The sequence below is a fragment of the Methylotenera sp. E1MeOHC1 genome (assembly GCF_058745595.1).
In genome coordinates this window covers 1725211-1751311 of the sequence record NZ_CP196025.1, presented here as the reverse complement: position 1 = coordinate 1751311, position 26101 = coordinate 1725211, and the positions used below count along the sequence as shown (strand labels likewise).

The 26101-nt window shown below is 44.5% G+C and carries 26 protein-coding genes and 1 riboswitch; of the genes, 18 read left to right on the top strand and 8 right to left on the bottom strand.

Annotated elements, in window-relative coordinates:
• Positions 1-75: 75 nt before the first annotated feature.
• Positions 76-329: riboswitch (cobalamin riboswitch) on the bottom strand.
• 123 nt (positions 330-452) lie between these two features.
• A complete protein-coding gene (locus ACSSU7_RS08280; protein WP_492516039.1) occupies positions 453-641 on the top strand; it encodes a coiled-coil domain-containing protein in 189 nt (62 codons plus the stop codon).
• 34 nt (positions 642-675) lie between these two features.
• A complete protein-coding gene (locus ACSSU7_RS08275) occupies positions 676-969 on the top strand; it encodes a cell division protein ZapA (RefSeq protein ID WP_492516038.1) in 294 nt (97 codons plus the stop codon).
• Positions 970-1329: 360 nt separating this feature from the next.
• On the opposite strand, the gene ACSSU7_RS08270 is transcribed toward ACSSU7_RS08275, so the two are convergent.
• A complete protein-coding gene (locus ACSSU7_RS08270) occupies positions 1330-1701 on the bottom strand; it encodes a DUF2237 family protein (RefSeq protein ID WP_492516037.1) in 372 nt (123 codons plus the stop codon).
• 66 nt (positions 1702-1767) lie between these two features.
• Here ACSSU7_RS08270 and ACSSU7_RS08265 point away from each other — a divergent pair, with 66 nt between their 5' ends.
• A complete protein-coding gene (locus ACSSU7_RS08265) occupies positions 1768-2226 on the top strand; it encodes an EVE domain-containing protein (RefSeq protein WP_492516036.1) in 459 nt (152 codons plus the stop codon).
• A gap of 75 nt (positions 2227-2301) precedes the next feature.
• Here the strand turns inward: ACSSU7_RS08265 and ACSSU7_RS08260 are convergent, their stop codons facing one another.
• Positions 2302-3432 carry a YVTN family beta-propeller repeat protein gene (locus ACSSU7_RS08260; protein ID WP_492516035.1) on the bottom strand — a complete coding sequence of 377 codons (1131 nt, stop codon included), beginning with the start codon at positions 3430-3432 and terminating at the stop codon, positions 2302-2304.
• Between the two features lie 220 nt (positions 3433-3652).
• Complete coding sequence (ilvA, locus tag ACSSU7_RS08255) at positions 3653-5164, bottom strand: threonine ammonia-lyase, biosynthetic (RefSeq protein ID WP_492516034.1); 1512 nt, start codon at positions 5162-5164, stop codon at positions 3653-3655.
• Between the two features lie 80 nt (positions 5165-5244).
• Here ilvA and rpiA point away from each other — a divergent pair, with 80 nt between their 5' ends.
• Entirely contained in the window at positions 5245-5904 is a 660-nt protein-coding gene (rpiA, locus tag ACSSU7_RS08250; RefSeq protein ID WP_036301800.1) for a ribose-5-phosphate isomerase RpiA, read from the top strand.
• A gap of 81 nt (positions 5905-5985) precedes the next feature.
• Positions 5986-6693: a phosphate signaling complex protein PhoU gene (gene phoU, locus ACSSU7_RS08245; protein WP_135278087.1), complete on the top strand. Its 708-nt coding sequence runs from the start codon at positions 5986-5988 to the stop codon at positions 6691-6693.
• Between the two features lie 187 nt (positions 6694-6880).
• Here phoU and topA read toward each other — a convergent pair whose 3' ends face one another.
• The 3 genes from topA to ACSSU7_RS08230 all read right to left on the bottom strand — a co-directional run bounded on the left by topA (position 6881) and on the right by ACSSU7_RS08230 (position 11333).
• Entirely contained in the window at positions 6881-9493 is a 2613-nt protein-coding gene (gene topA, locus ACSSU7_RS08240) for a type I DNA topoisomerase (protein ID WP_492516033.1), read from the bottom strand.
• A 112-nt stretch (positions 9494-9605) separates the two neighbouring features.
• The gene (gene ttcA / locus ACSSU7_RS08235; protein ID WP_135278083.1) at positions 9606-10511 is read right to left on the bottom strand and encodes a tRNA 2-thiocytidine(32) synthetase TtcA; all 906 of its coding nucleotides are present in this window, start codon (positions 10509-10511) and stop codon (positions 9606-9608) included.
• A 72-nt stretch (positions 10512-10583) separates the two neighbouring features.
• On the bottom strand, positions 10584-11333 hold the full coding sequence (locus tag ACSSU7_RS08230) for a pteridine reductase (protein WP_135278081.1): 750 nt from the start codon (positions 11331-11333) through the stop codon (positions 10584-10586).
• A gap of 40 nt (positions 11334-11373) precedes the next feature.
• On the opposite strand from ACSSU7_RS08230, the gene ACSSU7_RS08225 reads away from it, so the two are divergent.
• Both ACSSU7_RS08225 and trmB read left to right on the top strand, forming a co-directional pair.
• Positions 11374-12537 carry a class I SAM-dependent methyltransferase gene (locus ACSSU7_RS08225; protein WP_492516032.1) on the top strand — a complete coding sequence of 388 codons (1164 nt, stop codon included), beginning with the start codon at positions 11374-11376 and terminating at the stop codon, positions 12535-12537.
• A gap of 80 nt (positions 12538-12617) precedes the next feature.
• Positions 12618-13337 (top strand): tRNA (guanosine(46)-N7)-methyltransferase TrmB, encoded by a 720-nt coding sequence (gene trmB, locus ACSSU7_RS08220; RefSeq protein ID WP_492516031.1) that lies wholly within the window; start codon positions 12618-12620, stop codon positions 13335-13337.
• Positions 13338-13370: 33 nt separating this feature from the next.
• Here trmB and yihA read toward each other — a convergent pair whose 3' ends face one another.
• Positions 13371-14012 carry a ribosome biogenesis GTP-binding protein YihA/YsxC gene (yihA, locus tag ACSSU7_RS08215; RefSeq protein WP_135278075.1) on the bottom strand — a complete coding sequence of 214 codons (642 nt, stop codon included), beginning with the start codon at positions 14010-14012 and terminating at the stop codon, positions 13371-13373.
• A gap of 206 nt (positions 14013-14218) precedes the next feature.
• Between yihA and ACSSU7_RS08210 the strand changes: the two genes are divergently transcribed.
• The 3 genes from ACSSU7_RS08210 (at position 14219) to ccsB (ending at position 18120) form a co-directional block, all read left to right on the top strand.
• Entirely contained in the window at positions 14219-14830 is a 612-nt protein-coding gene (locus ACSSU7_RS08210) for a c-type cytochrome (RefSeq protein ID WP_492516030.1), read from the top strand.
• Between the two features lie 223 nt (positions 14831-15053).
• Positions 15054-16967, top strand: coding sequence for a cytochrome c biogenesis protein ResB (locus ACSSU7_RS08205; RefSeq protein ID WP_492517781.1), 1914 nt, complete (start codon positions 15054-15056; stop codon positions 16965-16967).
• 10 nt (positions 16968-16977) lie between these two features.
• Positions 16978-18120 carry a c-type cytochrome biogenesis protein CcsB gene (ccsB, locus tag ACSSU7_RS08200; RefSeq protein ID WP_492516029.1) on the top strand — a complete coding sequence of 381 codons (1143 nt, stop codon included), beginning with the start codon at positions 16978-16980 and terminating at the stop codon, positions 18118-18120.
• A gap of 122 nt (positions 18121-18242) precedes the next feature.
• On the opposite strand, the gene ACSSU7_RS08195 is transcribed toward ccsB, so the two are convergent.
• Complete coding sequence (locus ACSSU7_RS08195) at positions 18243-19940, bottom strand: ATP-binding protein (RefSeq protein WP_492516028.1); 1698 nt, start codon at positions 19938-19940, stop codon at positions 18243-18245.
• A 244-nt stretch (positions 19941-20184) separates the two neighbouring features.
• Here ACSSU7_RS08195 and ACSSU7_RS08190 point away from each other — a divergent pair, with 244 nt between their 5' ends.
• The 8 genes from ACSSU7_RS08190 (at position 20185) to ACSSU7_RS08155 (ending at position 26086) form a co-directional block, all read left to right on the top strand.
• Positions 20185-20835: a prepilin-type N-terminal cleavage/methylation domain-containing protein gene (locus ACSSU7_RS08190; RefSeq protein WP_492516027.1), complete on the top strand. Its 651-nt coding sequence runs from the start codon at positions 20185-20187 to the stop codon at positions 20833-20835.
• 158 nt (positions 20836-20993) lie between these two features.
• Positions 20994-21788 carry an ABC transporter ATP-binding protein gene (locus tag ACSSU7_RS08185; protein WP_135278063.1) on the top strand — a complete coding sequence of 265 codons (795 nt, stop codon included), beginning with the start codon at positions 20994-20996 and terminating at the stop codon, positions 21786-21788.
• A gap of 40 nt (positions 21789-21828) precedes the next feature.
• Positions 21829-22632: a lipid asymmetry maintenance ABC transporter permease subunit MlaE gene (mlaE, locus tag ACSSU7_RS08180; RefSeq protein ID WP_492516026.1), complete on the top strand. Its 804-nt coding sequence runs from the start codon at positions 21829-21831 to the stop codon at positions 22630-22632.
• 31 nt (positions 22633-22663) lie between these two features.
• Positions 22664-23200 (top strand): outer membrane lipid asymmetry maintenance protein MlaD, encoded by a 537-nt coding sequence (gene mlaD / locus ACSSU7_RS08175; protein WP_492516025.1) that lies wholly within the window; start codon positions 22664-22666, stop codon positions 23198-23200.
• A gap of 74 nt (positions 23201-23274) precedes the next feature.
• Positions 23275-23895, top strand: coding sequence for an MlaC/ttg2D family ABC transporter substrate-binding protein (locus tag ACSSU7_RS08170; protein WP_492516024.1), 621 nt, complete (start codon positions 23275-23277; stop codon positions 23893-23895).
• A complete protein-coding gene (locus tag ACSSU7_RS08165; RefSeq protein WP_492516023.1) occupies positions 23892-24182 on the top strand; it encodes an STAS domain-containing protein in 291 nt (96 codons plus the stop codon). Before ACSSU7_RS08170 ends, ACSSU7_RS08165 begins: the two co-directional genes overlap by 4 nt.
• Before the next feature lie 168 nt (positions 24183-24350).
• On the top strand, positions 24351-25286 hold the full coding sequence (locus ACSSU7_RS08160; protein ID WP_492516022.1) for an ABC transporter ATP-binding protein: 936 nt from the start codon (positions 24351-24353) through the stop codon (positions 25284-25286).
• Positions 25283-26086 carry an ABC transporter permease gene (locus tag ACSSU7_RS08155; protein ID WP_492516021.1) on the top strand — a complete coding sequence of 268 codons (804 nt, stop codon included), beginning with the start codon at positions 25283-25285 and terminating at the stop codon, positions 26084-26086. Before ACSSU7_RS08160 ends, ACSSU7_RS08155 begins: the two co-directional genes overlap by 4 nt.
• Positions 26087-26101 lie beyond the last annotated feature (15 nt).

The following is a 26101-nucleotide window of genomic DNA, read 5'->3' as shown; positions in this document are numbered from 1 at the left end:
GAAACGAAAAAGGATTCACGGCACAAGCATGTGCTTGTGCGCTACGTTTTGATAAACCGTCACCCCGCGGTATTTCCAACTAATTGTTGCGAGGCCGGTCTCCGGGCTTGTGAATGTTACGTTTGGCACCTTCCCAAGCATGGGCTATAAAAATAGCGTGGCTCAGTGGATTATTGCAAAACCATATGCTTAAGAAGCATACTCACTTACCGTTGCGGGGGCAGCACAGGAATTGTTTTACGCTTAAATATAGCGTATCAACGCACCTATTTCCCAGTTTCACCTTGTTTATTAAGAACAAACAAGGCACCTATCAACAGCGACAATTATAACGTTTAAAGATTCAATGAGGCGAACTATCTCTGATAAATTTGTTTGCAATGTGTTGTAATACTTTTAAAAATCGCTGTTAGCTATTGACTACAATCATTTTTTTCAATTATAGTGAGTGTATGGACGCAGACTTAACAGCACTAGAACAAAAACTGTTGCAATTAATTGCACGGTATAACGAGTTGCGCGACGAGAACGCGCGTCTACGTGTTGATCTGGGCGCTATGGAATCTGATACCACATTGTTAAAAGCCAATATGGCTAAAGCCAGTGAGCGTATCGAAGCGTTAATGCAAAGCCTGCCTTAATTTTCAATAAATTATTATTTTTGAGTAAAAGCTAATGAGTGAAATTAAAGGCGTTGATGTCAATATCATGGGGCGCGACTTTACGGTGTCATGCACGGATGAAGAGCGTCCAGGTTTACTTAATGCCGTCAATTTCTTAGATAAAAAAATGCGTGACATTCGTGATAGCGGCAAGGTAATTGGGGTTGAGCGTATCGCGATTATGACTGCGCTTAACCTATCGTACGAACTACTTACGAGTAAAAGCGGCGATGTGAATGTCGGTGATATCAAGCGCAGAATCTCTATGATGCAAGATCAGATAGACCAAGCTTGTGAGCCAAAATAAATATTCATGCAAGTGAAATATTTAAATAGCTAATACGTTTTCTTGTTAGTGTTTTATTGTAAGTAGAGTAGAATCAATTCAATCGTTTTATGATTAAAATAAAACGTCAGGTTATACAGTTTGTTCTCTGCGGCGTGGTTTAGGCTAATAATTCCTTGAACTAGTTTATAGCATCGGTTTTAGTCATTCGAGTTGTTGTGTGAGCGCTCTATAGCGAGTTCTTTAAGAACCGCTTGGCGAGTGTACCTAATGCGCTCTAGGCTGTTACCACTTGAGCCTTTTTGGTTCAGGATGCTGGCTTAGGCTACGTCCGTGGAGAACTCCTCAGTTGTTTGTAGGCAATACTTCTATTGCCAGTTTCTACCTTAATGCGTGATATTTCAAGTCCGCTAAAGTCACAATTTCCAAGCACTTTTCATGGCAGCTTTCTAGTATCACTGGTGGTGCAAACCCTGCTTCTGATGCTTCCAGCCAGCGGCTTGCGCATAGGCACCAACGGTCGCCCGCGCGTAATCCTTCAAAGCCGTATTCAGGCCGTGGTGTGCTTAAATCATTTCCACTTGAAATTGAGAATGCTAAAAACTCTTCTGTCATTTGTGCGCAAACCGTGTGACTGCCGTGGTCGTCAACGCCAGTTTCGCAGCAGCCTGAACGGGTGAATCCAGTGACTGGGTCTAAGCTACAAGTTTGCAGTGCGGTGCCAAGTACGTTTTTTTGTTGTGGTTTTGTCATCTTAGAGTTTTTTAATTTGATTAGATATAGATTATCATAGACGCTCATTTTTGACAGGAAAACGTAATGCGATATTGGTTAATGAAGTCCGAGCCATCCGATGTTTCAATTGATGACCTAGCAGGCTTTGAGAATCAAACCGTTGATTGGTACGGCGTGCGTAACTATCAAGCGCGTAACTTTATGCGCGACCAGATGCAGGTGGGGGATGGTGTGCTGTTTTATCACTCAAACTGTGATGAGCCTGGTATCGCTGGTATTGCTGAGGTCGCCACCTTGGCTTATCCTGATCGCCTGCAGTTTATTGAAGGGCATAAGTATTTTGACCCGAAAGCGACGCCTGAGAGCCCACGTTGGTTTAATGTGGATGTGAAACTGGTGCGTAAAACACGCTTGTTGAGCTTAAAAGAAATGCGCGATACGCCAGCGCTAGAAAACTTGCGTATTTTGCAGCGCGGTAACCGTTTGTCGATTACGCCAGTTGACCCAAGGGATTGGGCCTATATACTCGAACAGCTGAAATAAAAAAGCTCCTATCACGGATAGGAGCTTGATAGAAAGCGGATCGCCTGATTGGGTGGCCCGTTGTTGGGTTGCTGATTACTTGGTGTCTAGTTTAGTATCAAGGCTACCCATAGATTTTGGATAGGTCACGATACCCCAAGGCATGTCTTTTACCTCGATTTGTTTCGTCACTTCCAGTTTTTCCGCATCAATCACGAATACCGCATCTGATTTACCGCAAGCCAGCAGCACTTGTTTATCATCCGGGGTGAATGTGAAGTGCCAGCAACGGTTGCCAGTTGGAATATCTTTTATTTTTTCGTAAGTCTTAGCATCAAACACTTGCAGTGCTTTTTGCTTGTTGGTCGCTACAAAAATGTGCTCACCTTTTTTGTCATACGAAATGCCGTAAGGGGTTTCGCCAGTATCTACGGTACGCACAAAGTTAAAGTCTTTATCCAGCACCATGATTTTGTTGCCATATTCTAGTGTTGCCAAATAGGTGTTGCCATCTGGTGATACTTTAATCCCGCGTGGGCGATCGCCATATTCGTGGGTATGAATAGTTTTAATCAAGCTGCCGTCTGCAATGTTATGTACGGTCACTGTGTTGTCAGCTTCATTGGTGATCACTAAGTTTTTACCATCAGCAGAGAACTCAATACCTTCAGTTTCTGGGCCGCCAGTGATTTCACGTACTTTTTCACCTTTAGTTAAATCAACGACAGCGATTTTAGCGGGGATTTTCTCTTCATCATCGTCATCTTCTTCCTCTGCCGGTTTTTGACCTGGTTTTGGTGGTGGGCCGCCCACTGCACTTGGCTCAGATGAAATAAATGCGTAGTTGCCGCTAATGCGTACAAACTCCGGGTTTTTACCTACAGGGATTTGTTGTAATACTGCACCTGTCGCGGTATCAATGATTGAAATGCTTGCGTTCTCGCGAGTTGCGACAATCAGTTTTTTGCCGTCATCGGTAACGCCTAGGCCGCGTGGCGATGCCGCTTTAACGTCAAACTCTTTAACTACTTGCATGGTTGCTAGGTCAATCACGCTTACACCTGCATCCTGGCGCGTTACATATGCAACGCCAGTGGCATTGGCTTTATCTGCCGCCGTGTCTTGTGTTTGATTGGTTTGTTCTTTGCTGCAACCGCTAATGCCTGCCACTAGCGCTAGTAAAATTAAACTAATACGTGTTTTACTAAATGCTGGGGTAAATTTCATACACACTCTCCAAATTGATTTCTGATGATGCCATGCTGATATTGTTATTTAAGTATTAACCTTGTTATTTAAGCAAGAACTGTACTAAAAGTAGAACTGATTAAAAACAAAAGCTTACATGCCAAGAGGTGCTGGGTTGGTTAGTATCAGCCAATTGATATGGTTGATACTAACCAATGTTGATGTGATCAACCTGAGTAGCCATAGTTTTACTGTGTCATTAACCTAGAAATAGTTTATATGCTGGATTATTGGTTTCTTCCCAGTGCGGATATCCTAAGTTATTTAAGAAATCAGAAAACTCACTTAGTTCATTTGGAGGCACTTGCATGCCGGCTAATACACGGCCAAAGTCTGCGCCGTGGTTACGGTAATGAAACAGGCTAATGTTCCAATCGTGTCCCATAGTGTCTAAAAACTTCATGAGTGCGCCCGGTTTTTCAGGGAACTCAAATCTAAATACCACTTCGTTCTCGGCCTGTGGTGCGTGCCCGCCTACCAAATGCCGTAAATGCAGCTTAGCCACTTCATTTTCTGATAAATCTAGTGCAGGCAAGCCTTGGGCGGCTAAATCTCTCACCAGTTGCGCAGACTCCGTTGGGTCGTTAACGGCCACACCGACAAAAATGTGCGCTTCTGTAGGGTCAGAATAGCGGTAATTAAACTCGGTAATGTTGCGGTTGCCAAGTAAATGGCAGAAGGCTTTAAACGCACCTGGTTTTTCTGGAATAGTCACTGCCAGCACGGCTTCACGTTTCTCGCCCAGTTCGGCGCGCTCGGCAATAAAACGCAGGCGATCAAAATTCATATTGGCGCCAGAGGCAATGCTGATAAGCGTTTTACCTTCCAGCTTTTCGCGTGTGGCGTAGGCTTTTAGGCCAGCCGTAGCAAGCGCGCCGGCTGGTTCTAAAATGCTGCGCGTGTCTTCAAACACATCTTTGATCGCGGCACAAATGGCATCGTTATCAACCACAATCATTTCATCAACGTATTGCTGGCATAGCGCAAAGGTATGTTCACCTACTTGTTTGACCGCTGCGCCATCGGCAAATAAGCCCACTTGCTCCAGCATTACGCGCTGACCTTGCTGCAATGAGTCAGTCATGGCCTCAGCATCGCGCGCTTCAACACCGATGATTTTAATTTCTGGTCTAACCGCTTTTACATAAGCGGCAATACCCGCTAATAAACCACCGCCGCCAACGCAGCAGAAAATTGCTTCAATAGGCTCAGGGTGCGCCTCTAAAATCTCCATCGCAATCGTGCCCTGACCGGCAATCACATCTGGGTCGTCATAAGGGTGGACGAATGTAAGGTTTTCAGACTTTTCTAGCTCTAACGCATGTACGTACGCATCAGAATAACTGTCGCCAAATAATACGACTTCCGCACCACGGCTTTTAACCGCATTGATCTTAATCAGGGGGGTTGTGGTTGGCATCACGATAACAGCGCGACAGCCCAGTTTTTGTGCAGAGAGTGCTACACCTTGCGCATGGTTTCCTGCACTAGCTGCAATCACACCTGAATCTAGCGCTGCTTTTGGCAGGTTAGCCATTTTATTGTAGGCGCCACGCAGCTTAAACGAAAACACTGGCTGCATATCTTCACGTTTTAGTAGTACGCGGTTGTGGATGCGTGCAGATAAGTTAGGCTGAAAGTCCAGTGGCGTGTTTTTAGCCACGTCGTAAACGCGAGAGTTTCTGATTTTTTCTAGATAGTTAGTAGACATGCGTTATTTTGTATTAGTAAGTAGCGGTGTATAGTTATGGTTTGATTGACATTATAAAGAATTTATAAGGATTTAAGTAAATGGCGTTTACACAAGACGAATTGAAGCAACAAGTTGCAAAAGCAGCAGTGGAATATGTAAAAAGCGGCATCATTGGTGTAGGTACAGGCTCAACAGCAAACTTCTTTATTGAAGAGTTGGCTAAAGTGAAACATAAAATTGATGGCGCAGTGGCGAGTTCTGAAGCAACGGCACAACGTTTACGTGGCCATGGTATTGAAGTGTTTGATTTGAACTCAGTCGATGGTTTGGAAATTTACGTAGATGGTGCTGACGAAATTACAGAGCATATGCACATGCTAAAAGGCGGCGGTGGTGCATTAACCCGTGAGAAGATTGTTGCTGCAGTTGCTAAAAAGTTTATTTGTATCTGTGATGCGACTAAATACGTGCCAGTATTGGGTAAATTCCCATTGCCAGTAGAAGTGTTGCCAATGGCAAAAAGCCATGTTGCACGTGAGTTGGTAAAATTGGGCGGTCAGCCACAATTGCGCGATTTCACGACAGATAACGGTAACTTGATTCTTGATGTGCATGGCTTAACGATTACAGATCCAGTTGCGATGGAAGCTAAAATCAATCAAATCGTGGGCGTGGTGACTAACGGTCTGTTTGCCGCTCGCCCAGCCAATGTGCTGTTGTTAGCAACTGCTGACGGTGTAAAAACCTATCAGAAATAACACGTTAAACATTGAATTGTAATAATTTTGTCATAATGCATGGTTAAACTGTGTTGATTAGCAGATATTGGAAATTTAAAAATGCATTCTGAACATACCTTTAAGCAATATGACGCAGAGTTGGAAGCTTTACGGGGTAAAGTGCTTGAGATGGGCGGCTTGGTTGAGCAGCAAATCGTACAAGCGCTTGAAGCCTTAGTAAAGCTAGACTCAAATTTAGCTAAAGAAGTCATGGTGAACGATCAGCTTGTTAATGCACTTGAAGTGCAAATTGACGAGGGATGTAGCCAGATTATTGCGCGCCGTCAGCCTGCTGCCGGTGATTTACGCATGGTGATGATGATGGTGAAAACCATTACGGACCTTGAGCGTATCGGTGATGAAGCCACTAAAATCGCTCGTACTGCGCAAAAGATTTTTGATGAAGACCGTATGTACAAGCCACGTTTTAATGAGATTAAATCGATGGTGGCATTGGTGCGTGAGATGTTACGCACTGCGCTTGACGGTTTTGCACGCTTGGATGTGAGTAAGACGGTAGAAGTGGCTAGGCAGGATGAGCTGGTGGATGAGCATTTCCGCTCAGCCATGCGTCAGTTGATTACCTTTATGCTGGAAGATCCACGTACGATTTCTATGTCGTTAGAGGTCTTGTTTGTAGCAAAGGCAATTGAGCGTATTGGTGATCATGCCAAGAACATTGCAGAATATGTGGTGTATATGGTTAAAGGTAAGGATGTGCGCCATATCTCAGTGCAGGAAATGGAAAGAGAAACCTTGGAGCCTTAGTTGCTGCTTGGTTTTTAGTTAGGCCGCTACGGTGTTGATATCACGCTTGGCCATGCAATAACTTAAAATGTTAGTAAATAAAAAAAGCGGCTTTTAAGCCGCTTTTTTTATTAGTCAATTTGGCTCAGGCTTAGCTTTCAAGCCTTGCTTGCTACAACCTTAGCTTAGTTTAAGCTTAGCTAGCAGACTACGCTTCTTTACTTGCTTTTTTAACCGTTGCTTTCTTCGGGGCTGCTTTCTTGGTAGTGGCTTTTTTGGGCGCTGCCTTTTTTGCTGCAGGTTTGTCTTCGCCAGCCGAGCTTGCCGCGGTTGTTTTCTTAGTGGCTGTTTTCTTAGCCGGTGCTTTTTTGGCAGGTGTGTCTTTAGCGGCTTTGGCACTCAGCAACTCTAAGGCTTCATCCATGGTGAGTGATTCTGGCTCTATGCTTTTTGGTAGCGTTGCGCGCAACTTACCATGTTGCACATAAGGGCCATAACGCCCAGCAAACACTTCAATCTGACCATCCTCTGTTGGGTGGCTACCTAGTGAGCAAAGGGGAGCTGGCCCAGTGTGGGCTTGTGCTAACAATGCGACAGCGCCTTCTAAATCTATACTAAACACGCTTAGGTTTTTAGGGATGGATTTAAATTTTGCATCATGATTGATATAAGGGCCAAAACGACCAATATTGGCAATGATTTTTTTGTTGGTATCTGGGTGCAAGCCTAAGTCGCGTGGCAGCGACAGCAACATATTGGCTGTTTCTAAATTGACATCTGCCAATGGAATTTCTTTAGGAATGCTCACGCGTTTAGGTTTCTTTTTCTCACCCTCTACCGCAAGGCCAATTTGCAGATATGGACCATAAGGACCATTCATTAAATAGATTTCTTTGCTGGTCGCGGCATCTACCCCGATGGTGACTGGGTCTGAGCCTGCGTTCGCAGAGCCGTCTATGCTGCGTTTGTAATCACATTTTGGTGTGTCGTTATAACCGGTACAGCCAATAAAGCTGCCAAAGCGGCTAAGTTGTTTTTGTAGCGGCTTGCCACATTTTGGGCATGCCTCATCAATAAGCTCATTGCCTGGGCGCTCAACGTCTGCTTTGTTATGAATTTGCTGGTTAAAGTCTTTCCAGAACTCATCCATCAGCGGAATCCACTCGCGTTCACCCTCAGCCACGCTATCCAGCGCATTTTCTAGGTTTGCGGTGAAATCATAATCCACGTATTTGGTGAAGTGTTCGGTTAAGAACTTGTTCACAACACGGCCCACATCGGTTGGTGTAAAGCGTTTTTTATCTAGCAGTACATATTCGCGGTCTTGCAGTGTGCTAATAATGCTGGCGTAGGTAGACGGACGGCCGATGCCGTACTCTTCCAACACTTTTACCAAGCTAGCTTCAGAGTAGCGCGGTGGCGGTTCAGTAAAGTGCTGCTCGCCGTAGATTTTTTCAACCGTAAGTACTTCGCCTGTTTCTAGGTTCGGTAGCTTGCTTTCTGCTTCTTCTTCCTCGTCGTCTGAACCTTCCATGTATACCGCAATAAAGCCAGGGAACACCAGGGTTTGGCCTGTGGCGCGGAATAGGTTTGCATCGCTACCTACACTTAAATCTACGCTCACTGCATCAAACTTGGCTGGCGCCATTTGGCAAGCCAGCGCGCGCTTCCAAATCATTTCATATAGCTTGAATTGCTCGTCATTTAAATATTGGCGAACACTGGCTGGTGTACGTGAGATATCGGTAGGGCGAATCGCCTCATGCGCCTCTTGTGCGCTTTTCGACTTAGTTTTGTACATGACGGGCGATTTTGGCAGGTAATCAGCGTCAAAATTCTTTTTAACATAGTCACGAATTTGCATGACGGCCTCAGTCGCCAAGCTAAATGAGTCTGTACGCATATAGGTGATTAAACCTACGGTACCGCTACCTACATCAACACCTTCATATAATTGCTGTGCCACACGCATAGCGCGTGAGGTAGTAAAGCCAAGTTTGCGCACGGCTTCTTGTTGCAATGTAGACGTAGTAAATGGTGCTGCAGGGCTACGGCTGCGCTGTTTCTTTTCCACACGAGATACTGTGGTTTTGCCTGCGCTTGCTAGAAGTAGCTTACCTACAATGTCAGATTGTTGGTCATGGTTAATAACCGTGAATTGCTCAACTTTTTGATTGTTGAGTTGTACCAGTTTCGCCTTAAACCCATGCTGATGTTTTAACGCATCTAAATGGATAGACCAATATTCCTGTGATTTAAACGCTTCAATTTCTAACTCGCGCTCAACTATTAGGCGTAGTGCCGGGCTTTGTACGCGGCCTGCAGACAGGCCACGACGGATTTTCTTCCACAACAATGGCGATAAATTAAAACCAACAAGATAATCCAACGCGCGGCGTGCCTGTTGCGCATTGACCATGGGCATGGAGATGTCGCGTGGCTCGGCAATTGCGTGTTCTACAGCACCTTTGGTAATCTCATGAAACACAACGCGTTTCATGAGCTTGTTTTTGAGTAGTTTCTTAGATTTTAGAATCTCGGCAATGTGCCAGGAAATCGCCTCACCTTCGCGGTCCGGGTCGGTTGCCAGATAAATGCTGTCTGCATTTTTAACGGCTTTGGCGATGGCATCTACATGCTTGCTATTACGCTCAATAATGTCGTACTTCATGGCGAATTGATTTTCAGTATCTACTGCGCCATTTTTTGGAATTAAGTCGCGGACATGTCCATATGAGGCAAGTACCTCAAAATCGCTACCAAGATATTTCTTGAGCGTTTTTGCTTTAGATGGAGATTCAACAATAAGTAGTTTGGACATGAATGCCTAATAGTAAGGAGTTTGCTTTTCTAACATTTTGGATGATAACAAGGACATTGCCTAAAATACAACAACTTAAGCGATATAGTGCGCAAAATTTTTGCCTGTTCGTCTATTTGTTGCGAATAAACTCAATTTTGCTACCTTCAGTGTTAGCTAAGCTTAATGCAGCACCTTCGTTAGCAATGTCGCCGAATAAAGGATCTTCATCGTCAGCCTTGGCTTGAGTTAAGTTTTTGAAGTCATATAAGTCAGTATCAGCTAAATGTGATGGCTCTACATTAGTAATGGCGCGGAAAATATTATTAATGCGTCCCGGCTGCTCGCGCTCCCAGCTTTGTAGCATGTCTTTCACTTTTTGGCGTTGCAGGTTTTCTTGGCTACCGCATAAGTCACAAGGGATGATAGGAAATTCCATTTGGCGTGCATAGCTGGCGATGTCTTTCTCGCTGCAATAAGCTAATGGGCGAATCACGATATTTTGTTTGTCATTGGTTGCCAGTTTAGGTGGCATGGCTTTCATTTTTGCGCCAAAGAATAAGTTCAGGAATAAGGTTTCCACAATGTCATCGCGGTGGTGACCAAGTGCAATTTTATTAGCGCCCAGCTCTTTCGCTGTGGTGTAAATCACACCGCGACGCAGGCGTGAACACAACGAGCAGGTAGTGCGGCCTTCTGGAATCTTTTCTTTAACGATAGAGTAGGTGTCTGCTTCTACAATGCGGTAGTCTATGCCTAATTTTTCAAAATAAGCTGGCAAAATATCTGCCGGAAAGCCTGGTTGCTTTTGATCAAGGTTCATTGCAATCAGTTTGAAGTTGATTGGCGCACGTTCCTGCAATGCCAGCAATATCATCAGCATGGCGTGCGAGTCTTTGCCGCCGCTCATACAGACGAGCACAGTATCGCCATCTTCAATCATGTTGTAGTCGCCAATGGCTTTGCCGGTGGCGCTAATCAAGCTGTTGCGCAGCTTGATAAAGTTGTTTGAGTGGTTGTCAGGTAAGTGTTTGATCATAGTAGTTGCAGCTTAGAATATGTTACAAAATGGCATCCGCTTGGATGATGCCTTCATCTTGCGCTATTGCGCTTATAAGTTTAAAGAACGGCCACCGTCTACCGCGAGTATATGGCCTGTAATAAATGGTGCATCGTAAATCAGGAATTTGACGGCCTTGGCTACATCTTCGGCCTCGCCTACGCGTTTAAGCAATGTTTGATTAATCACGCGCTGACGATACACTTCGTCAAATTGCGGGTTGCTTTCCGGCCATTGTACAGGACCAGGTGCCACCGCATTGACTCTCACCTCAGGGCTGAGTTCATGCGCCAGTGATTTGGTCAGTGTGACTAAGCCAGCTTTCGCCACACTGTAAACAATGTAGCCTTTTTTCGGGCGTTCAATATGCATATCGGTAATGTTGATGATACAGCCGGAATTTTTGCGTAGTTCAGTTGCCGCAGCTTGTGCCAAAAACACCGGTGCTTTTAGGTTACTACCGATTAAATCTTGCCAGTTCTCTTCATTAATTTGACCGAGATCTGTTGGGTAATAGGTAGAGGCGTTGTTGATAAGCACATCTAATTTACCAAACTGATGCACAGTCTCACTTACCAGCGTTGGTAAAACATTAAGGTTAAGTAAGTCACCTTGAATAATAGCAACCGAATTAGGGCGCAGCAAATTAAGCTCCGCCTGCAATGCGCGTGCTTCGGACATGCTGTTATTGTAGTGAATCATGAGCCTGGCGCCCTGCTTATGCAACTCTCGGCACATGGTTGCACCTACGCGTTTGGCGCCGCCCGTGATTAATATAACTTTATCTTTGTTCGTATCCACAGTTTACTCATTTCTTTCTTCTAAAATATTATAATGGCTTATGAGTTCATTACCTATTCCTAACGCTGATGCACAAGCACTTAGTCAACAGCTCGCATTATTAATCCAAAATAAAATTAGTCAGAATGGTGGTTGGTTGTCATTTGCAGACTATATGCATATGGCACTTTATACACCGAGCTTAGGGTATTACAGCGGAGGTGCTAAAAAGTTCGGCATGGGTGGTGATTTTGTCACCGCACCTGAAATCTCCCCTTTGTTTGCACAGGCGATGGCTAATCAGGTTGCACAGGTGTTGGCTGAAACGCAAGGTGATGTACTTGAGCTGGGCGCAGGCTCTGGCAAGCTGGCGGTAGATTTGTTACTGGCATTACAGGCGCTTAATCAACTGCCTACCCATTATTTTATTTTGGAAGTTAGCACTTACTTGCGCCAGGTGCAGCGGGAAACGATTGTGAAGCACCTGCCTGCAACGCTGGCTGAGTGCGTGGTCTGGCTGGATGTTTTACCTGACAATTTTGTTGGTGTCATGCTAGGCAATGAGGTGCTAGATGCGGTACCTGTACATTTGATCTATAAGCCGACCTCTACAGATTCGCAAGTGATGTGTGAGCGTGGTGTCGCATTCAACGGTGAGTTTTATTGGCAAGATCAGCCCCTGCCTGCTGGCAAACTTTTGGATTTAGCCAGAACCTACGAACTGCCAGATGATTATCTGACTGAGGTGAGCCCTGCTGCGCTTGGGCTGGTAAGTAGCTTGGCTAGCGCATTAAAGCATGGTGCCATTATTATGGTAGATTATGGCTTCTCTGCCCGTGAGTATTACCATCCGCAGCGCAATCTAGGCACGCTAATGTGCCATTACCAGCATTATGCACATGTTAACCCCTTGGTTTATGTGGGTTTGCAGGATATTACAGCACACGTGGATTTTACTGGTGTCGCTGACACAGGTGAGCATAGCGGTCTGGCGTTGATGGGCTTTTGCTCGCAAGCACAGTTTCTAATGAACTGCGGTATTTTAGATATTATGAGCCAAGTCTCTCCACATGATATGGCGCGCTATGCGCCGCTGGCAGCCGCAGCACAAAAATTATTGTCTCCAGCCGAGATGGGGGATTTGTTTAAGGTGATTGCCTTGGGTAAGGGGCTTAATCAAGCCTTGATCGGCTTTGCTTCTGGAGATAAGTCGCATACGCTTTAAAAGTTGTAATGCTAGTGATTGTGGCTGCAATGAATTGTTGAGCCTGACGAGTTGTAATAGCTGAAGTATAATTCGCCCTTATGAATACATTAAATCAAACAGAGCAAGTTCAAGATGATGCTGAAGACCTAAGCCAGCGTCGTATCCGCAGTTTCGTATTGCGTCAGGGACGTTTAACTAAAGGCCAGGCGCGTGCGCTAGAAACAGGTTTTCCGCAATTTGGCGTGAATTACGCACCTGAGTTATTAGATCTTAATGCGCTATTTAATCGCGCTGACAGTAAAAAGATTTTGGAAATTGGTTTTGGCATGGGGGAGACCACCGCCAAAATCGCGCAAGTATTGCCAGATTGTGATTTCTTAGCTGCCGAGGTGCATACGCCTGGCGTGGGTGCGCTACTTAAGTTGATTCAGGAAAATGAATTAAACAACATACGTGTGATTCAGCATGATGTGGTTGAAGTGCTGCATAACATGGTGGCAGATGGGAGCCTAGATGGCGTGCATATTTTCTTTCCAGACCCTTGGCATAAAAAGCGCCATCACAAACGTCGCTTGATTCAGGCTGGGTTCGTGCAGCTGCTATGCACTAAGCTTAAGGCTGGCGGCTATCTGCACGTGGCAACAGATTGGCAGGAGTATGCTGAATGGGTGCTAGAGGTGCTTAATGCAGAAGCTCAGCTGGAAAATACGGCGAAAGATTATGCAGTAAAACCAAGTTACCGCCCACTGACCAAGTTTGAGAATCGTGGTTTAAAACTTGGGCATGGTGTGTGGGATATGGTGTTTACACGTAAGTAGTATTTACGGCTTTGGCTGGGCTAGCTGAGTAAGTTAGCCTTGTTCAGATTCTGTTGCTGCGTCGTCTTCAACAAATAGCCATTTGCCAATTACTTTTTCAGCTTCTTCTACGCCTTGTTTCTTTAGGCTTGAGAATAACTGTATGGTGCACTCACTGTTGTAATGGTTGCCCCAAGTTTCTATTAATTCCTTGCGTACTCGGTTGAGCGTTAGCGAAGCCTCTCCACGCGATAATTTATCTGATTTTGTTAACAGCACATGTACAGGTTTACCGCTGGGGCAAAACCAGTCTAGCATCTGGCGATCTAGTGGGGTAAGCGGATGGCGGCTATCCATCACTAGTACTAGGCCGCCTAAGCTGCTGCGTTCGCTAAGGTAGCGTGCCAACACGTTTTGCCAGTGCGCGCGCATGGCTTCCGGTACTTTAGCGTAACCGTAACCGGGTAAGTCAACCAAGTGCCTGTCGTTCCCTAGCGTGAAAAAGTTAATCAGCTGAGTCCGTCCGGGTTGCTTACTCACAAACGCCAAGCGGTTGTGGTTGGCTAATGTGTTGAGTGCGCTAGACTTTCCTGCATTGGAGCGGCCGGCAAAGGCAACCTCAATACCACTGGCTGGCGGTAAATCGCGCAGGTGGTGGGCTGATATAAAGAAAGCGGCATTTTGAAATAACGGCATATTGATCCTGATTTTGGTAAAGCAAATTTCTTTGGTAATTCAACGTGTCATGACAATTAATATAATGATTTGACGCCGACTGCTAGCCGTAGTTTTTTTGAATTATCAAAGGAATTGATGTAATGGTGAAAAATGCTATCACGAATAGTTGTTTTTCGCTAAAATAGCGCGTTAATTGGTTGAATAATTTAGATTTAGGAGCGGTAATGCAATTTCGTCATCTAGCTTGGTTGATATCTGGTTTAATGTTGGGGATTTCTATTAGTGCGCAAGCGGAAGAGGCTGCGGCAAAATCTGCACAACAAACCGTTAATAATGTTTGTGCTGCATGCCATGCACCAGACGGCAATAGCGTAATTACTCTAAACCCTAAGCTAGCAGGCCAACATCCTGACTACCTAGAAAAGCAATTAACAGAATTTAAGTCTGGTAAACGTGCCAATGCAGTGATGTCCGGTATGGCAGGTGCATTGTCAGAAGCAGAAATGAAAGAGTTAGCGATTTATTTCTCAAGCAAGAAAACTGCGCTAGGTAAGGCAAAATCAAACGGCGCAGGCTCAGCCGGTGAAAAAATTTACCGTGCGGGTAATGCTGCGACTAATGTTCCAGCTTGCGCGGCTTGCCATAGTCCAAACGGTGCTGGCTTGCCAAAACAATTCCCGCGTTTAAGTGGTCAGCATGCTGATTACACATTGGCGCAATTAAAAGCCTTCCGTTCAGGTGAGCGTGCGAATGCGCCGATGATGATGGCGATTGCGGCTAAGATGTCCGATGCAGAAATGGCTGCTGTAGCAGATTATATTCAAGGCTTACGCTAGATTTAGCGATGGTGAAAAAAGGGTGGCAATGCTGCCCTTTTTTAACGCTAAAACGTCTGAATAAATTTCCTTTATTTGTTAACTTCAGCAACTATCATTGCCCGGCCAAAGTCATACGTAACAGCAGTGTCCACGAGCATTAACCTAAAATTCACCCTCAGAGTGCCGTATTTTGAATCCTAAATTATCATTTACTAAAAACTTTCTTGATTTGCTGAGTTCCATGCGCTTTGCGGTGAGTTTACTTAGCGTGTTGGGCGTTGCCTCAGTAATCGGTACTGTGCTTAAGCAAAATGAGCCGTATGAGAACTACATTGTAAAGTTTGGGCAGTTCTGGTTCGCTCTGTTTGAGCGTTTGGGGTTGTATGATGTTTACCATAGCGTTTGGTTTTTGGTGATTCTGTTGTTTTTGGTGGTATCTACCAGCCTGTGTATTTACCGTAACACCCCTTTAATGCTCAAAGAATGGCGTACCTTTAAAGACCATGCGACAGAAAAATCACTGCGTGCATTTAGTCATCAAGCTACATTTAAGCCAGCAGCAGACTACGCCGTAGTTAAGCAAAACCTTTTACAGTTTTTAGATGCAAAAGGTTTTAAATACAAAATCAGAGCACAGGAAGATGGTAGTGAGTTAATCGCGGCTAAAGCCGGCACTCATCAGCGCTGGGGTTATATTTTTACGCACGTGGCCATGGTGGTGATTTTGTTCGGTGGTTTGCTGGATGGCAACCTGCCGTTTAAAGTACAAGAGATGCTAGGCTATAAGCGCATTGAAACTACGGACTTACCGGTTTCAAAAGTGCCTGCTGAAAGCAGAATGTCAGTGAGCAATCCGTCGTTTCGCGGCAACATGACCTTAGCCGAGGGGGCTACGCATAATGTGGCATTTTTACGCGTACGCGATGGCTATTTGGTGCAAGAGCTACCTTTTTCCATTGGCTTAAAAGACTTTCGTATAGAGCATTACGCCACAGGTCAGCCTAAGTCATTTGAGAGTGATTTGGTGATTTTTGACCCAGCCTTAAAAGAGCCGATTACCAAAACCATTAGCGTGAATCATCCTTTAACTTATAAAGGTATCGCGATTTATCAGTCAGATTTTCAAGATGGTGGCACAGGCTTAAAGTTTAATGTGTGGAATCTTTTTGCGTCTAATAATCAACCGCAAGCATTATCCGGTAACATTTTTGGTGAAGGTGCGTTAGGCGAGGGTGATGGCCTGCTACGTGTGGAATATAACGACTTCCGCAAGTTTAATATTATTAACATGTCGCCAGATGGCAAAGGTAAACCGCATAACGTAGGGCCGAATGTGACTTATAAGTTACGTGATAGCCGTGGCCAAGCTACTGAATACGTGACCTATATGCAGCCTTTGCAAATAGATGGTCAGTTTTATTTCTTGTCGGGCATGCGCGAAACAGTGCAAGAGGACTTCCGCTATTTACGTATTCCTGCGGATGATAACTTGAGTATTGATGGTTTTATGGGCTTTAGAGCGATGATGCTGGATGCTACTAAGTATCCGGAAATAGCAAAGCGCATTGCTGAAAAGTCTTTGGGGGTGCATGGTGACCCGGAGATGAAGAAGCAATTTGAACTTAGTTTGGTACGTTTGCTCACTGTATTTGCACAAGGCGGGTATAGCGAAGTGGCCAAAGTAATTGAGAAGAATGTGCCGGAAAAAGAACGTGAGGCTTCAGCCACTACTTATATTAAGATGGTGAATGTTGCTGCGTATGAGGCTTACAACATGGGCTTAGAGCTCAATAAAAAGCCACTGTTGAAAAATAGCCCTGAAACCGAGCGCTTGCTGCGCGATAGTCTAAATGCGTTCAGTGATATGTTCTTTTACGGCACGCCTTATTATCTGCAGCTGAATCAGTTTGAGCATAAAGAGGCAAGTGGTCTACAATTGACTAAGTCACCCGGGCAAAAGTGGGTTTATCTAGGCTCAGTGATTTTGGTGTTGGGCATTTTTGCCATGATGTATATCCGCGAAAGAAGGATCTGGTTGTATCTAAAACCAAGTGCGAACGAAGTACATTTTGCGATGGCTTCTAATCGTAAGAATTTAGATTTTGAACAAGAATTTACTTTATATCGCGAACAACTTGCTGGCATTGTTAGCTGAGGAATTGAAAATGAATGACACAATGGGTTATCAACAACAAACGTTGTTACAAAGGTTGAACTGGCAAGATTGGCTATATGCCTTAGTGATTGTTGCGGGTTCAATATTCGCTTTTATTAAATATGCACACTATATGGATGCGTATGAGGTGACCTTCTTATTCGGGGCAGCCGCTTTGATTAGCTATCTGGGTTGGCAGTGGAAGGCGCTTGGGCGCTTGGTGCTTGGTGTTGGTGTATTGAGCCTAGCTGCGATCTCTTTGTATCATGGTGATCAGGCGCGCGCAACCCAAGTATTCTTCTTGAAGTTTCTAATTGCAAGCCAGTCAGCCATTATGTGGATGAATGTTTTATTTGTACTTGCCATGGTGACTTACTGGTTTGCGTTATACAAACGTAGCGTATTTACAGGCAAGGTGGCTTCAGCGCTAACATGGACTGCGGTGCTGTTTGGTTTTGTGGGCCTGATGGTGCGCTGGTATGAGTCTTACTTAATCGCAGCCGATGTTGGGCATATTCCTGTCAGCAATTTATATGAAGTTTTTGTATTGTTTTGCTTAATCACTGCTTTGCTGTATTTGCACTATGAGCAAAAGTTAAACACCAAACAATTGGGTGGTTTTGTGCTGCTGGTGATTAATGCCGCGGTTGGTTTTATCTTGTGGTATACCTTTGATCGCGCGGCACATAATATTCAGCCGCTGGTACCTGCGCTGCAAAGCTACTGGATGAAGATACACGTCCCTGCTAACTTTGTCGGCTATGGCTCATTCTCTTTAGCTGCTATGGTCGCGTTATCCTATCTGCTGGCTAGTAAAGGTGTGCTTACTTCGCGTTTGCCTAGTTTAGATGTGCTGGACGATTTAATGTATAAGGCTATTGCGGTTGGGTTTGCTTTTTTCACGATTGCAACCATTCTAGGTGCAATGTGGGCAGCTGAAGCTTGGGGCGGTTACTGGAGCTGGGACCCGAAAGAAACTTGGGCGCTGATTGTTTGGCTGAACTATGCAGCATGGTTGCATTTACGTATGGTTAAAGGCTTGCGTGGGCCATTGCTGGCTTGGTGGGCGCTAATCGGTTTGATTATTACAACCTTTGCATTCTTGGGTGTGAATATGTTCCTGAGTGGCTTGCATTCCTATGGTACGTTATAGCTAACGTTACCCTGTTACATTTAATGCAACAAGTTCGTTGCTTATAAATAAAGCCTTGTGATTGTTCTAATCACAAGGCTTTATTTTTTATATCGCTGACATTTACAGATATTTAAAGTGCATCAAAGTACTTTTTCTAGCCTAAATCTAACTTCTCCATCAATATTGTCGGTCAGGCTTAATATATAGCCTGCATGTTGTGCTTGCTGTGCGGCATGATATAAACCCACCCCCAAGCCGCTTTTTGAGTGGACATGAGTTTTAAACAGTTTCTCTGCTATCTCACTAGGCATTGCTGAGCCAGTATCTGTCACCTCAATGCAAAAGTGATTGGACGGCATGATAGCCACATTGATGCTGATGCCGGTTTCCAGTCTGGCTTTCTCTAGTACGTTTTGTATCAGGTTGTCTACCACGCTATCTAAAACATCGGGGTCTATGTCTGTTTTGGGTAAGTTCGCTGGTGCCTCAAACTGTACTTGCTGATGCGTGTTAAGTTGCTTGAAGTTCTTCCACCAAGAGCTGACCTTAGCCTGATTCTTTTTCTCTACGCCAGGCTCTTCAAGTTTATTTAGCGTGCTTGCAAGGCGCTGGCTTAATCTTGGTAATTGCTTCTTGATAAGGTCAACCAGTCTGGCGTCGTCTTCTGCATGGTTGCTCTGCTCAGCTGCAGCAGACAGTGTGCCTAGTGATTGTAAAATGTTCTTGATGTCATGCGTTAGTCTAGAGCCGGTTTCATATAAGCTTTGCATGTAAGCATTTTGACTGATAGTTTCTTCGCGGCGCTTTGCTTCGTAGAATTCGCCTAGAATTTGCGTGAGTAGTTGTACGTGCAGATACATGGCAGGGGTAAATTGCCAGCGTGAGTAAAGCGTTAGGTGCAGCTGATGAAAGCTGAAGGTGGAGATGTAGTGCGTGGTTTCGCCAATTTTTTGTTGAGTACTGTCAGAGTGCCACGATACCCCGCTCACCCAATTTAATGCAGCTAATTCGTGCATGGATGCTTGTAAAAAACCTTCGGCAGAAGTTTCGTTCTCGGCAAATGCCGCAATTTTTCTAATCCACTGTTCAAACGGTAGTCCGATACTTAATAGGTAGCGCGACATCAGTAGCTCAAGGCCGGAAAAAGTTGCGCTAGGGTTCCATAACCAGCTAATTGCAACTAAGGTAGTTGCTAAGCCAAAAACAGTAAAGATCAGCAGTTTTACATAATGAATTTGCCAGATAATCCCAATTGCAAAGCTGCTTAATATGACAATTATGGTCAGTAAAAAGATAAGTAAGGTGTAAAAGAAGTCAATATTGGGCGTGTCGACAGGAGTGCTATTTTTTGCGGACAAAAATAAAATGGTGAGTGGTAGTATGGGTAATACATAAATAAGTAGTAGCTCTGCCGCTAGTAAATCATTGTTAGCGTTAAGTAGCTTAGGTACAACCCAAAGCAATAGAATAGCAAGCAAGTATGAAGCAGCAAGAATGTTGGGAACTTTTGAGTGTGAAGCCTCGCTAGATAGTACGCGCCCACCAATTAGGGAAAATAAACCAGCAATCCAAAATGCAGTGACCCACCAATTGGTAAGGAATGTGGTGAGGTAAGCGCCAGTTAGTACAATCCCAACCATTTTCCAAGATAGCTTGTCGCTTTGGCGCATCACTGGCTGCCATAGCAAGAAGAAACCGTAATGGCACAGCAGTAATGCGGTGTGCAAATGACCATTTTCGCCCCAGACTAAAAGTCCGTGCAGTGACAGCATCATGAGTGCCATCAAGCGATCATGGTTGTTGAGGGCTAGCTGGTAAAATTGATAGAGCGTGCGCATATTTTAGCTGATTCACAAATTGATAAAGTTAACATACTGTCCGAATTTGAACATAAGTGTCCAATACTTGACAATAATTCGTGCGTAATCGATGTTATATCTTGTAGAATACAAGCAAAATTGTTGTAGATGCAGTCAATTGTAGCTGGTATGTTAATTGCTAGTTAAAAATTGACACTCACTGGGTGTTTTAACTTACATGTTTAAATTGGCGCACTAAATAGCGCACAGTTCGGGGAATTAAATGAAAAGAACACAGGCAGGCTTTACGCTAATTGAGTTGGCAATTGTGCTGGTAATTATTGGCCTATTGCTTGGGGGCGTACTTAAAGGGCAAGAGCTGATCAATAGTGCAAAAGCAAAAAGCATTGCGAGTGATCTCAAAAATGCGCAGATATTTATTTATGGCTACCAGGATAAATTTAGGGCTTTGCCAGGTGATGATGCGAATGTTGCTGCACACATAACGGGTGCAACGCCAGCTGCGCCAGCTGCTACACTAGGAAATGCGCGTATTGAGGGGGCGTGGAATTTGGAAGATGGCACTTCTGAATCAGCGTTGTTTTGGCAGCATGTGCGTTTCGCTGGTTTTGCTACAGGGCCGACCGCTGTGGCTGATCCAAACTACTATCCAAGAAATGCGGATAATGGACGTATTGGTGTGCAGAGTATGACTGGTTTTGCCACGATTGCTGGTATGACCGGTTTGTATGTGGTGTGCTCTGAAAACATCAGGGGGCAATTGGTTAAACAAATTGACATTAATATGGATGATGGTGATCCGGCTACGGGCTCGTTGAGGGCGGTGGCGGCTGGTGCTGCAGCTAACGCAGCAGGCGTTGCTACGATTAATATCGTTGACGGCAATGCTTACACAGTTTGTATGAGTTTCTAAACTAAGTTTGTAAAAAGCCCGCTTATAGCGGGCTTTTTTATTGGTGTGAGTACTTGAGCACTTGCGTATCTGACATTTAAGCTTGCGTAGAATCTTAATTGTTCTAAAATGGCACCTTGGATAAAAGCAAGAAAACTAACTGAAAAATTGTGCTTTAAATGACATCAAATATTGTAGAAATCGATAACCTTTCCTTTGGGTACAATGGTCGCGTATTGCACAAGGGTATTAACATGGCTTTCCCTAAGGGGAAAGTAGTAGCCATTATGGGCGGCAGCGGTAGCGGTAAGACCACATTGTTACGCTTAATTGGCGGGCAGGTTAAACCTACCAAAGGTGAAGTGCGCGTTAATGGGCAAGTGGTGCATGAGCAAAGCCGTGATGGCATCTATCAATTGCGTCGCAGTATGGGTATGCTGTTTCAACACGGTGCTTTATTTACCGATTTAAGCGTATTTGATAACGTTGCGTTCCCAATGCGCGAGTTAACAGATTTACCCGAATCTATGATTCGTGACTTGGTGTTGCTTAAGTTAAATGCGGTAGGTTTGCGAGGTGCTTACAAATTTATGCCTACCGAGTTGTCTGGCGGTATGGCGCGCCGTGTCGCGCTGGCGCGAGCGGTAGCCTTAGATCCAAGTATCATTATGTACGATGAGCCATTTGCTGGTTTGGATCCAATCTCTATGGGCGTGATATGCGGGTTGATTCGTAGCCTCAATGATGCGCTGGGCGCGACTTCTATTATTGTTTCACACGATGTTAAAGAAACCTTTTTGATTGCTGACTATGTGTATTTTGTTGCAAACGGCGAAGTGGCAGCAGAAGGTACGCCTGAAGATTTAATGCAATCCACCCTTCCATTTGTTCACCAGTTTGTGCATGGGGAAAAAGATGGTCCAGTGCCTTTCCATTATGCGGCGCCTGACTATCGGGCTCAGTTGTTGGGTTGAGTGTTCAGCTTCAAAATAGCAGTTTAATGGATTTAGTTTAATGATTAATATAATAATTAATATGGTTTCTCGGCTTTTGCGCGGTATTGGCAGTCGCATGATTACGCGCGTCTGGCGTTTAGGTGCAGGGGCTAGGCTTTTTATGCTGGCTATTGTTTACTCAGGTGAAAGTTTTAGGCGCTTCCACTTAACGTTACGTGAGGTTTATTTTACGGGCGTCATGTCTTTACTCATTATTATCGTGTCTGCATTCTTTGTGGGTATGGTGCTGGCGCTACAGGGCTATAACACGCTACAGAAATATGGCTCATCAGAAGCGATAGGAGTGTTGGTTGCCTTGGCCTTGGTGCGAGAGTTAGGGCCGGTAGTGACAGCTTTACTGTTTGCTGGGCGTGCTGGTACCGCAATTACAGCTGAAATTGGTCTGATGAAAACAACCGAGCAATTATCGGCAATGGAAATGATGGCGGTTAATCCAATCGCGCGCGTGGTTGCGCCAAGGTTTTGGGCTGGTGTGATTTCAATGCCAATCCTTGCTGCCTTGTTTTCAATGGTCGGCGTGCTAGGTGGCTATTTGGTGGCGGTGCCGCTAATTGGTGTGGATGAGGGTGCATTTTGGTCACAAATGCAGGCCAATGTGGATGTGCGTGCGGATATTATTAATGGCGTAATTAAAAGCGTGGTGTTTGGTGTTGCTTGTACAATGATTGCTTTGTTCGAAGGTTTTGATGCGCCGCCAACGGCAGAGGGTGTCAGCCACGCAACGACTAGAACCGTAGTGATTTCATCGCTCACAGTATTGGGTTTGGATTTTGTATTAACGTCTTTTATGCTGGTTGTTTAGCCCATAAAAATAAAGTTGAGAGGGTAGTGAAGTGGATAGAACAAAAATAGATTTATGGGTGGGTGTTTTTGTAGCGTTGGGTGCAGCCGCGTTACTGGGCCTTGCTATGAAAGTTGGTAATTTAACCTCGAATAAAATTGGCGAGACTTATTCTGTTAGCGCTTCTTTTGAGAATATTGGCGGTTTAAAGCCAAATGCACCGGTGAAAAGCGCTGGCGTGGTAGTTGGTCGCGTTGCAGATATTAGTTTTGATGCCAAAACTTACGAGGCAGTCGTGACGATTAAAATAGATAAACGTTATCAGTTCCCCAAAGATACATTTGCCAATATTTACACGGCAGGCTTGCTAGGTGAGCAATATATTGGTTTGGAAGCTGGCGGAGAAGATGACGTACTGAAAACTGGTGATAAAATTAGCCAAACTCAAGACGCTATTGTATTAGAGAAAATGATTAGTCAGTTTTTGTATAATAAAGCCTCTGAAACAGATAAAGATAAGTCAGCAGCACCTGCGGCTACTGAGCCGGCAAAGGAAAAGTCAACCGAATTGGGTGATGCACCGTTTTAGTCACGGCTGGTGATTGTTTTTTTGATGTTAATTTAGTTAATTTGTCATTTTGACGAAAATATAAAAGGTCTCAAATGAAAATGTTTTTGAAGTTGGTGATGAATGTCACTTTCGTTACAGCAATGTTTGTTAATGCTAACTTGGCGCAAGCTGAAGTTACTGCTGATGAGCTAGTGAAACGCACGGCTGAAGATGTGCTTAACACACTTAAGAATGATAAAGACATTCAGGCGGGTAATCAGCAAAAGATTTATGCACTGGCTGAAGAGAAAATCTTGCCTAACTTCGATTTTGAGCGCGTTTGTCGTATGGTGTTAGGTAAAAACTGGAGAGCTGCTACGCCAGAACAGCAAGCTGCTTTCCAAAAAGAGTTTCGTACATTGTTGCTACGTACCTACGCGACAGCGCTAGGTAAATATAAAAATCAAGTAATTGAATACAAGCCTTTGCGTGCTGATGCGGCGGCAAAAAATGTGAGCGTAAAAACTCAGATATTACAGCCGGGTGGTCAACCTATTTCAGTGGATTACAGCTTGGTAAAGCTTGATAACGGCTGGAAGGTTTATGATATTGTGATTGAAAGTGTCAGTCTGGTAACTAACTATCGCAGCCAGTTCAGCAGTGAAATTCGTGAGAATGGCCTTGATAGCTTGAATAAAAAACTTGCGGATAAGAATAAAGCATCTGGCGTATGAGTAACGTAGTATCACAAGGAAATACGTGGCTGCTCTCTGGTGAGATATTGGTTGATAATGCTAATGCGGTGCTGGTTGAGAGTAATGCGTTAGTCATGAATGATGCACTACAGATAGATTTTTCTGCAGTAACTAATACAGATACTTCTGCAATTAGTTTGATGATGGAATGGCAGCGTAGGGCAATTGCTGCTAATCACAAAATCACATTTGTGAATTTACCCGAGGGGCTAGAAAGTTTGGCTACACTTTACGGTGTTGCTGACTTTATCCCGCTCAGTGCTTAATCAGTAATCTGAATCCTACTCAAAACCCTTTCGGTATTCGAAAGGGTTTTGGCGCTTTGGTTTAATGTATTTGAAAGTAGTATTTTTTTGGCGCTGGCATTGCTTTAGAAGGCTGAGCCGTTAGTTGCTGTATGCCGATAAGTTTAAACTGTTAATCGAAAGTCACTTTTGAACCATCCTGCTATTCAAATTCGTGGTGTGCATAAGCATTTTGGTGCACTGCATGCTTTAAGAGGGGTTGATCTCACCATCGAGCAAGGTGAGTTTTTCGCTTTGCTTGGGCCGAATGGCGCAGGAAAATCCACATTGATTAATATCTTGGCGGGTCTTATCGCCCCTAGTGCCGGCGATATTTCGGTGATGGGTTTTGATGTGCAGCAGCGGTATCAGCAGGCGCGTCAGTTGTTGGGCGTTGTACCGCAAGAGTTGGTGTTTGATCCTTTCTTCAATGTGCGCGAAATGCTGCGGTTTCAAGCTGGTTATTTCGGGCTGGGTCGTGAAAATGACCCTTGGGTAGATGAGGTGCTGGAAGGCTTGGGGTTGGCGGATAAAGCTAATACCAATATGCGCAAATTGTCGGGTGGCATGAAGCGCCGCGCACTAATTGCGCAAGCGCTTGCGCATAAGCCGCCAGTGATCGTATTGGATGAGCCTACCGCAGGTGTGGACGTTGAGTTACGCCAAATGCTGTGGGAGTTTATTAAAAAATTAAATCGTGATGGTCACACCATCATTCTGACGACGCATTACCTAGAAGAGGCTGAAACATTGTGTAGCCGTGTCGGCATGATGAAGCAGGGCGAGATTGTTGCACTTGATAGCACAGCAAACTTGCTGAACAAGTTTGCAGGCAAACATCTGCGTTTGACTTTGGGTGATGTGCAGTTGCCATCAGAGGTGCAGAGCATGGTGCGTCATGTAGAACGCGGTGTTTATACCTTTGCGCTAACCGATATGATACAGATTGAATATGTGCTTTCGTCTTTGCGCGCTGGCGGTATTAAGGTGATAGATATGCAATTAAACGAGGCTGATTTAGAGGACGTCTTTTTGTCATTGGTGGGTAATGCTGCCGCTGAGCATAAATTAGCGAGTCAAGTATGATGAATGATGTAAAACAACCTATCACTGGCAATCAGGTCTCTAGCTGGAGAGGGCCGTGGACCTTACTCAAAAAAGAGCTACTACGCTTTTGGCGTGTGTCTTTTCAAACCGTAGCTGCGCCCGTCATTACCGCCTTACTTTATTTATTGATTTTTTCTCATGTGCTGGACAAGCATGTACAGGTTTATGATGGAGTTGCTTACACTGAGTTTTTAATACCGGGTTTGATTATGATGTCTGTGTTGCAAAATGCGTTTGCAAACAGTTCATCTAGTCTGATTCAATCCAAAGTGATGGGTAATATTGTATTTGTTTTGTTAACACCACTGACGCATTTACAGTTTTTTCTAGCATTCCTGATTGCTGCGATTATTCGCGGGTTAGTGGTGGGCTTGTGTATTTATCTGGTGGCCATGTGGTTTGTTGATTTAACAGTGGCAAGCCCATGGATGCTGGTTGCTTTTGGTTTTCTCGGCAGTGCGCTGCTCGGTACTTTTGGCATTATCGCAGGCATATGGGCGGATAGATTTGATCAGATGGCTGCGTTTCAGAATTTTATTATCATGCCTTTGTCGTTTTTATCTGGCGTGTTTTATTCGATTCACTCACTGCCTCCATTTTGGCAAAAAGTTTCTCATTTAAATCCATTTTTCTACATGATAGACGGGTTTAGGTATGGCTTCTTTGGTAAGGGTGATGTATCTCCAGTACTTAGTTTGCTCATCGTGGCGGCGTCCTTCCTTGTGTTAGCACTGATCACATTAAAAATGTTAAAATCAGGCTATAAACTTAGGTCATAATGCTAAATTAAACAA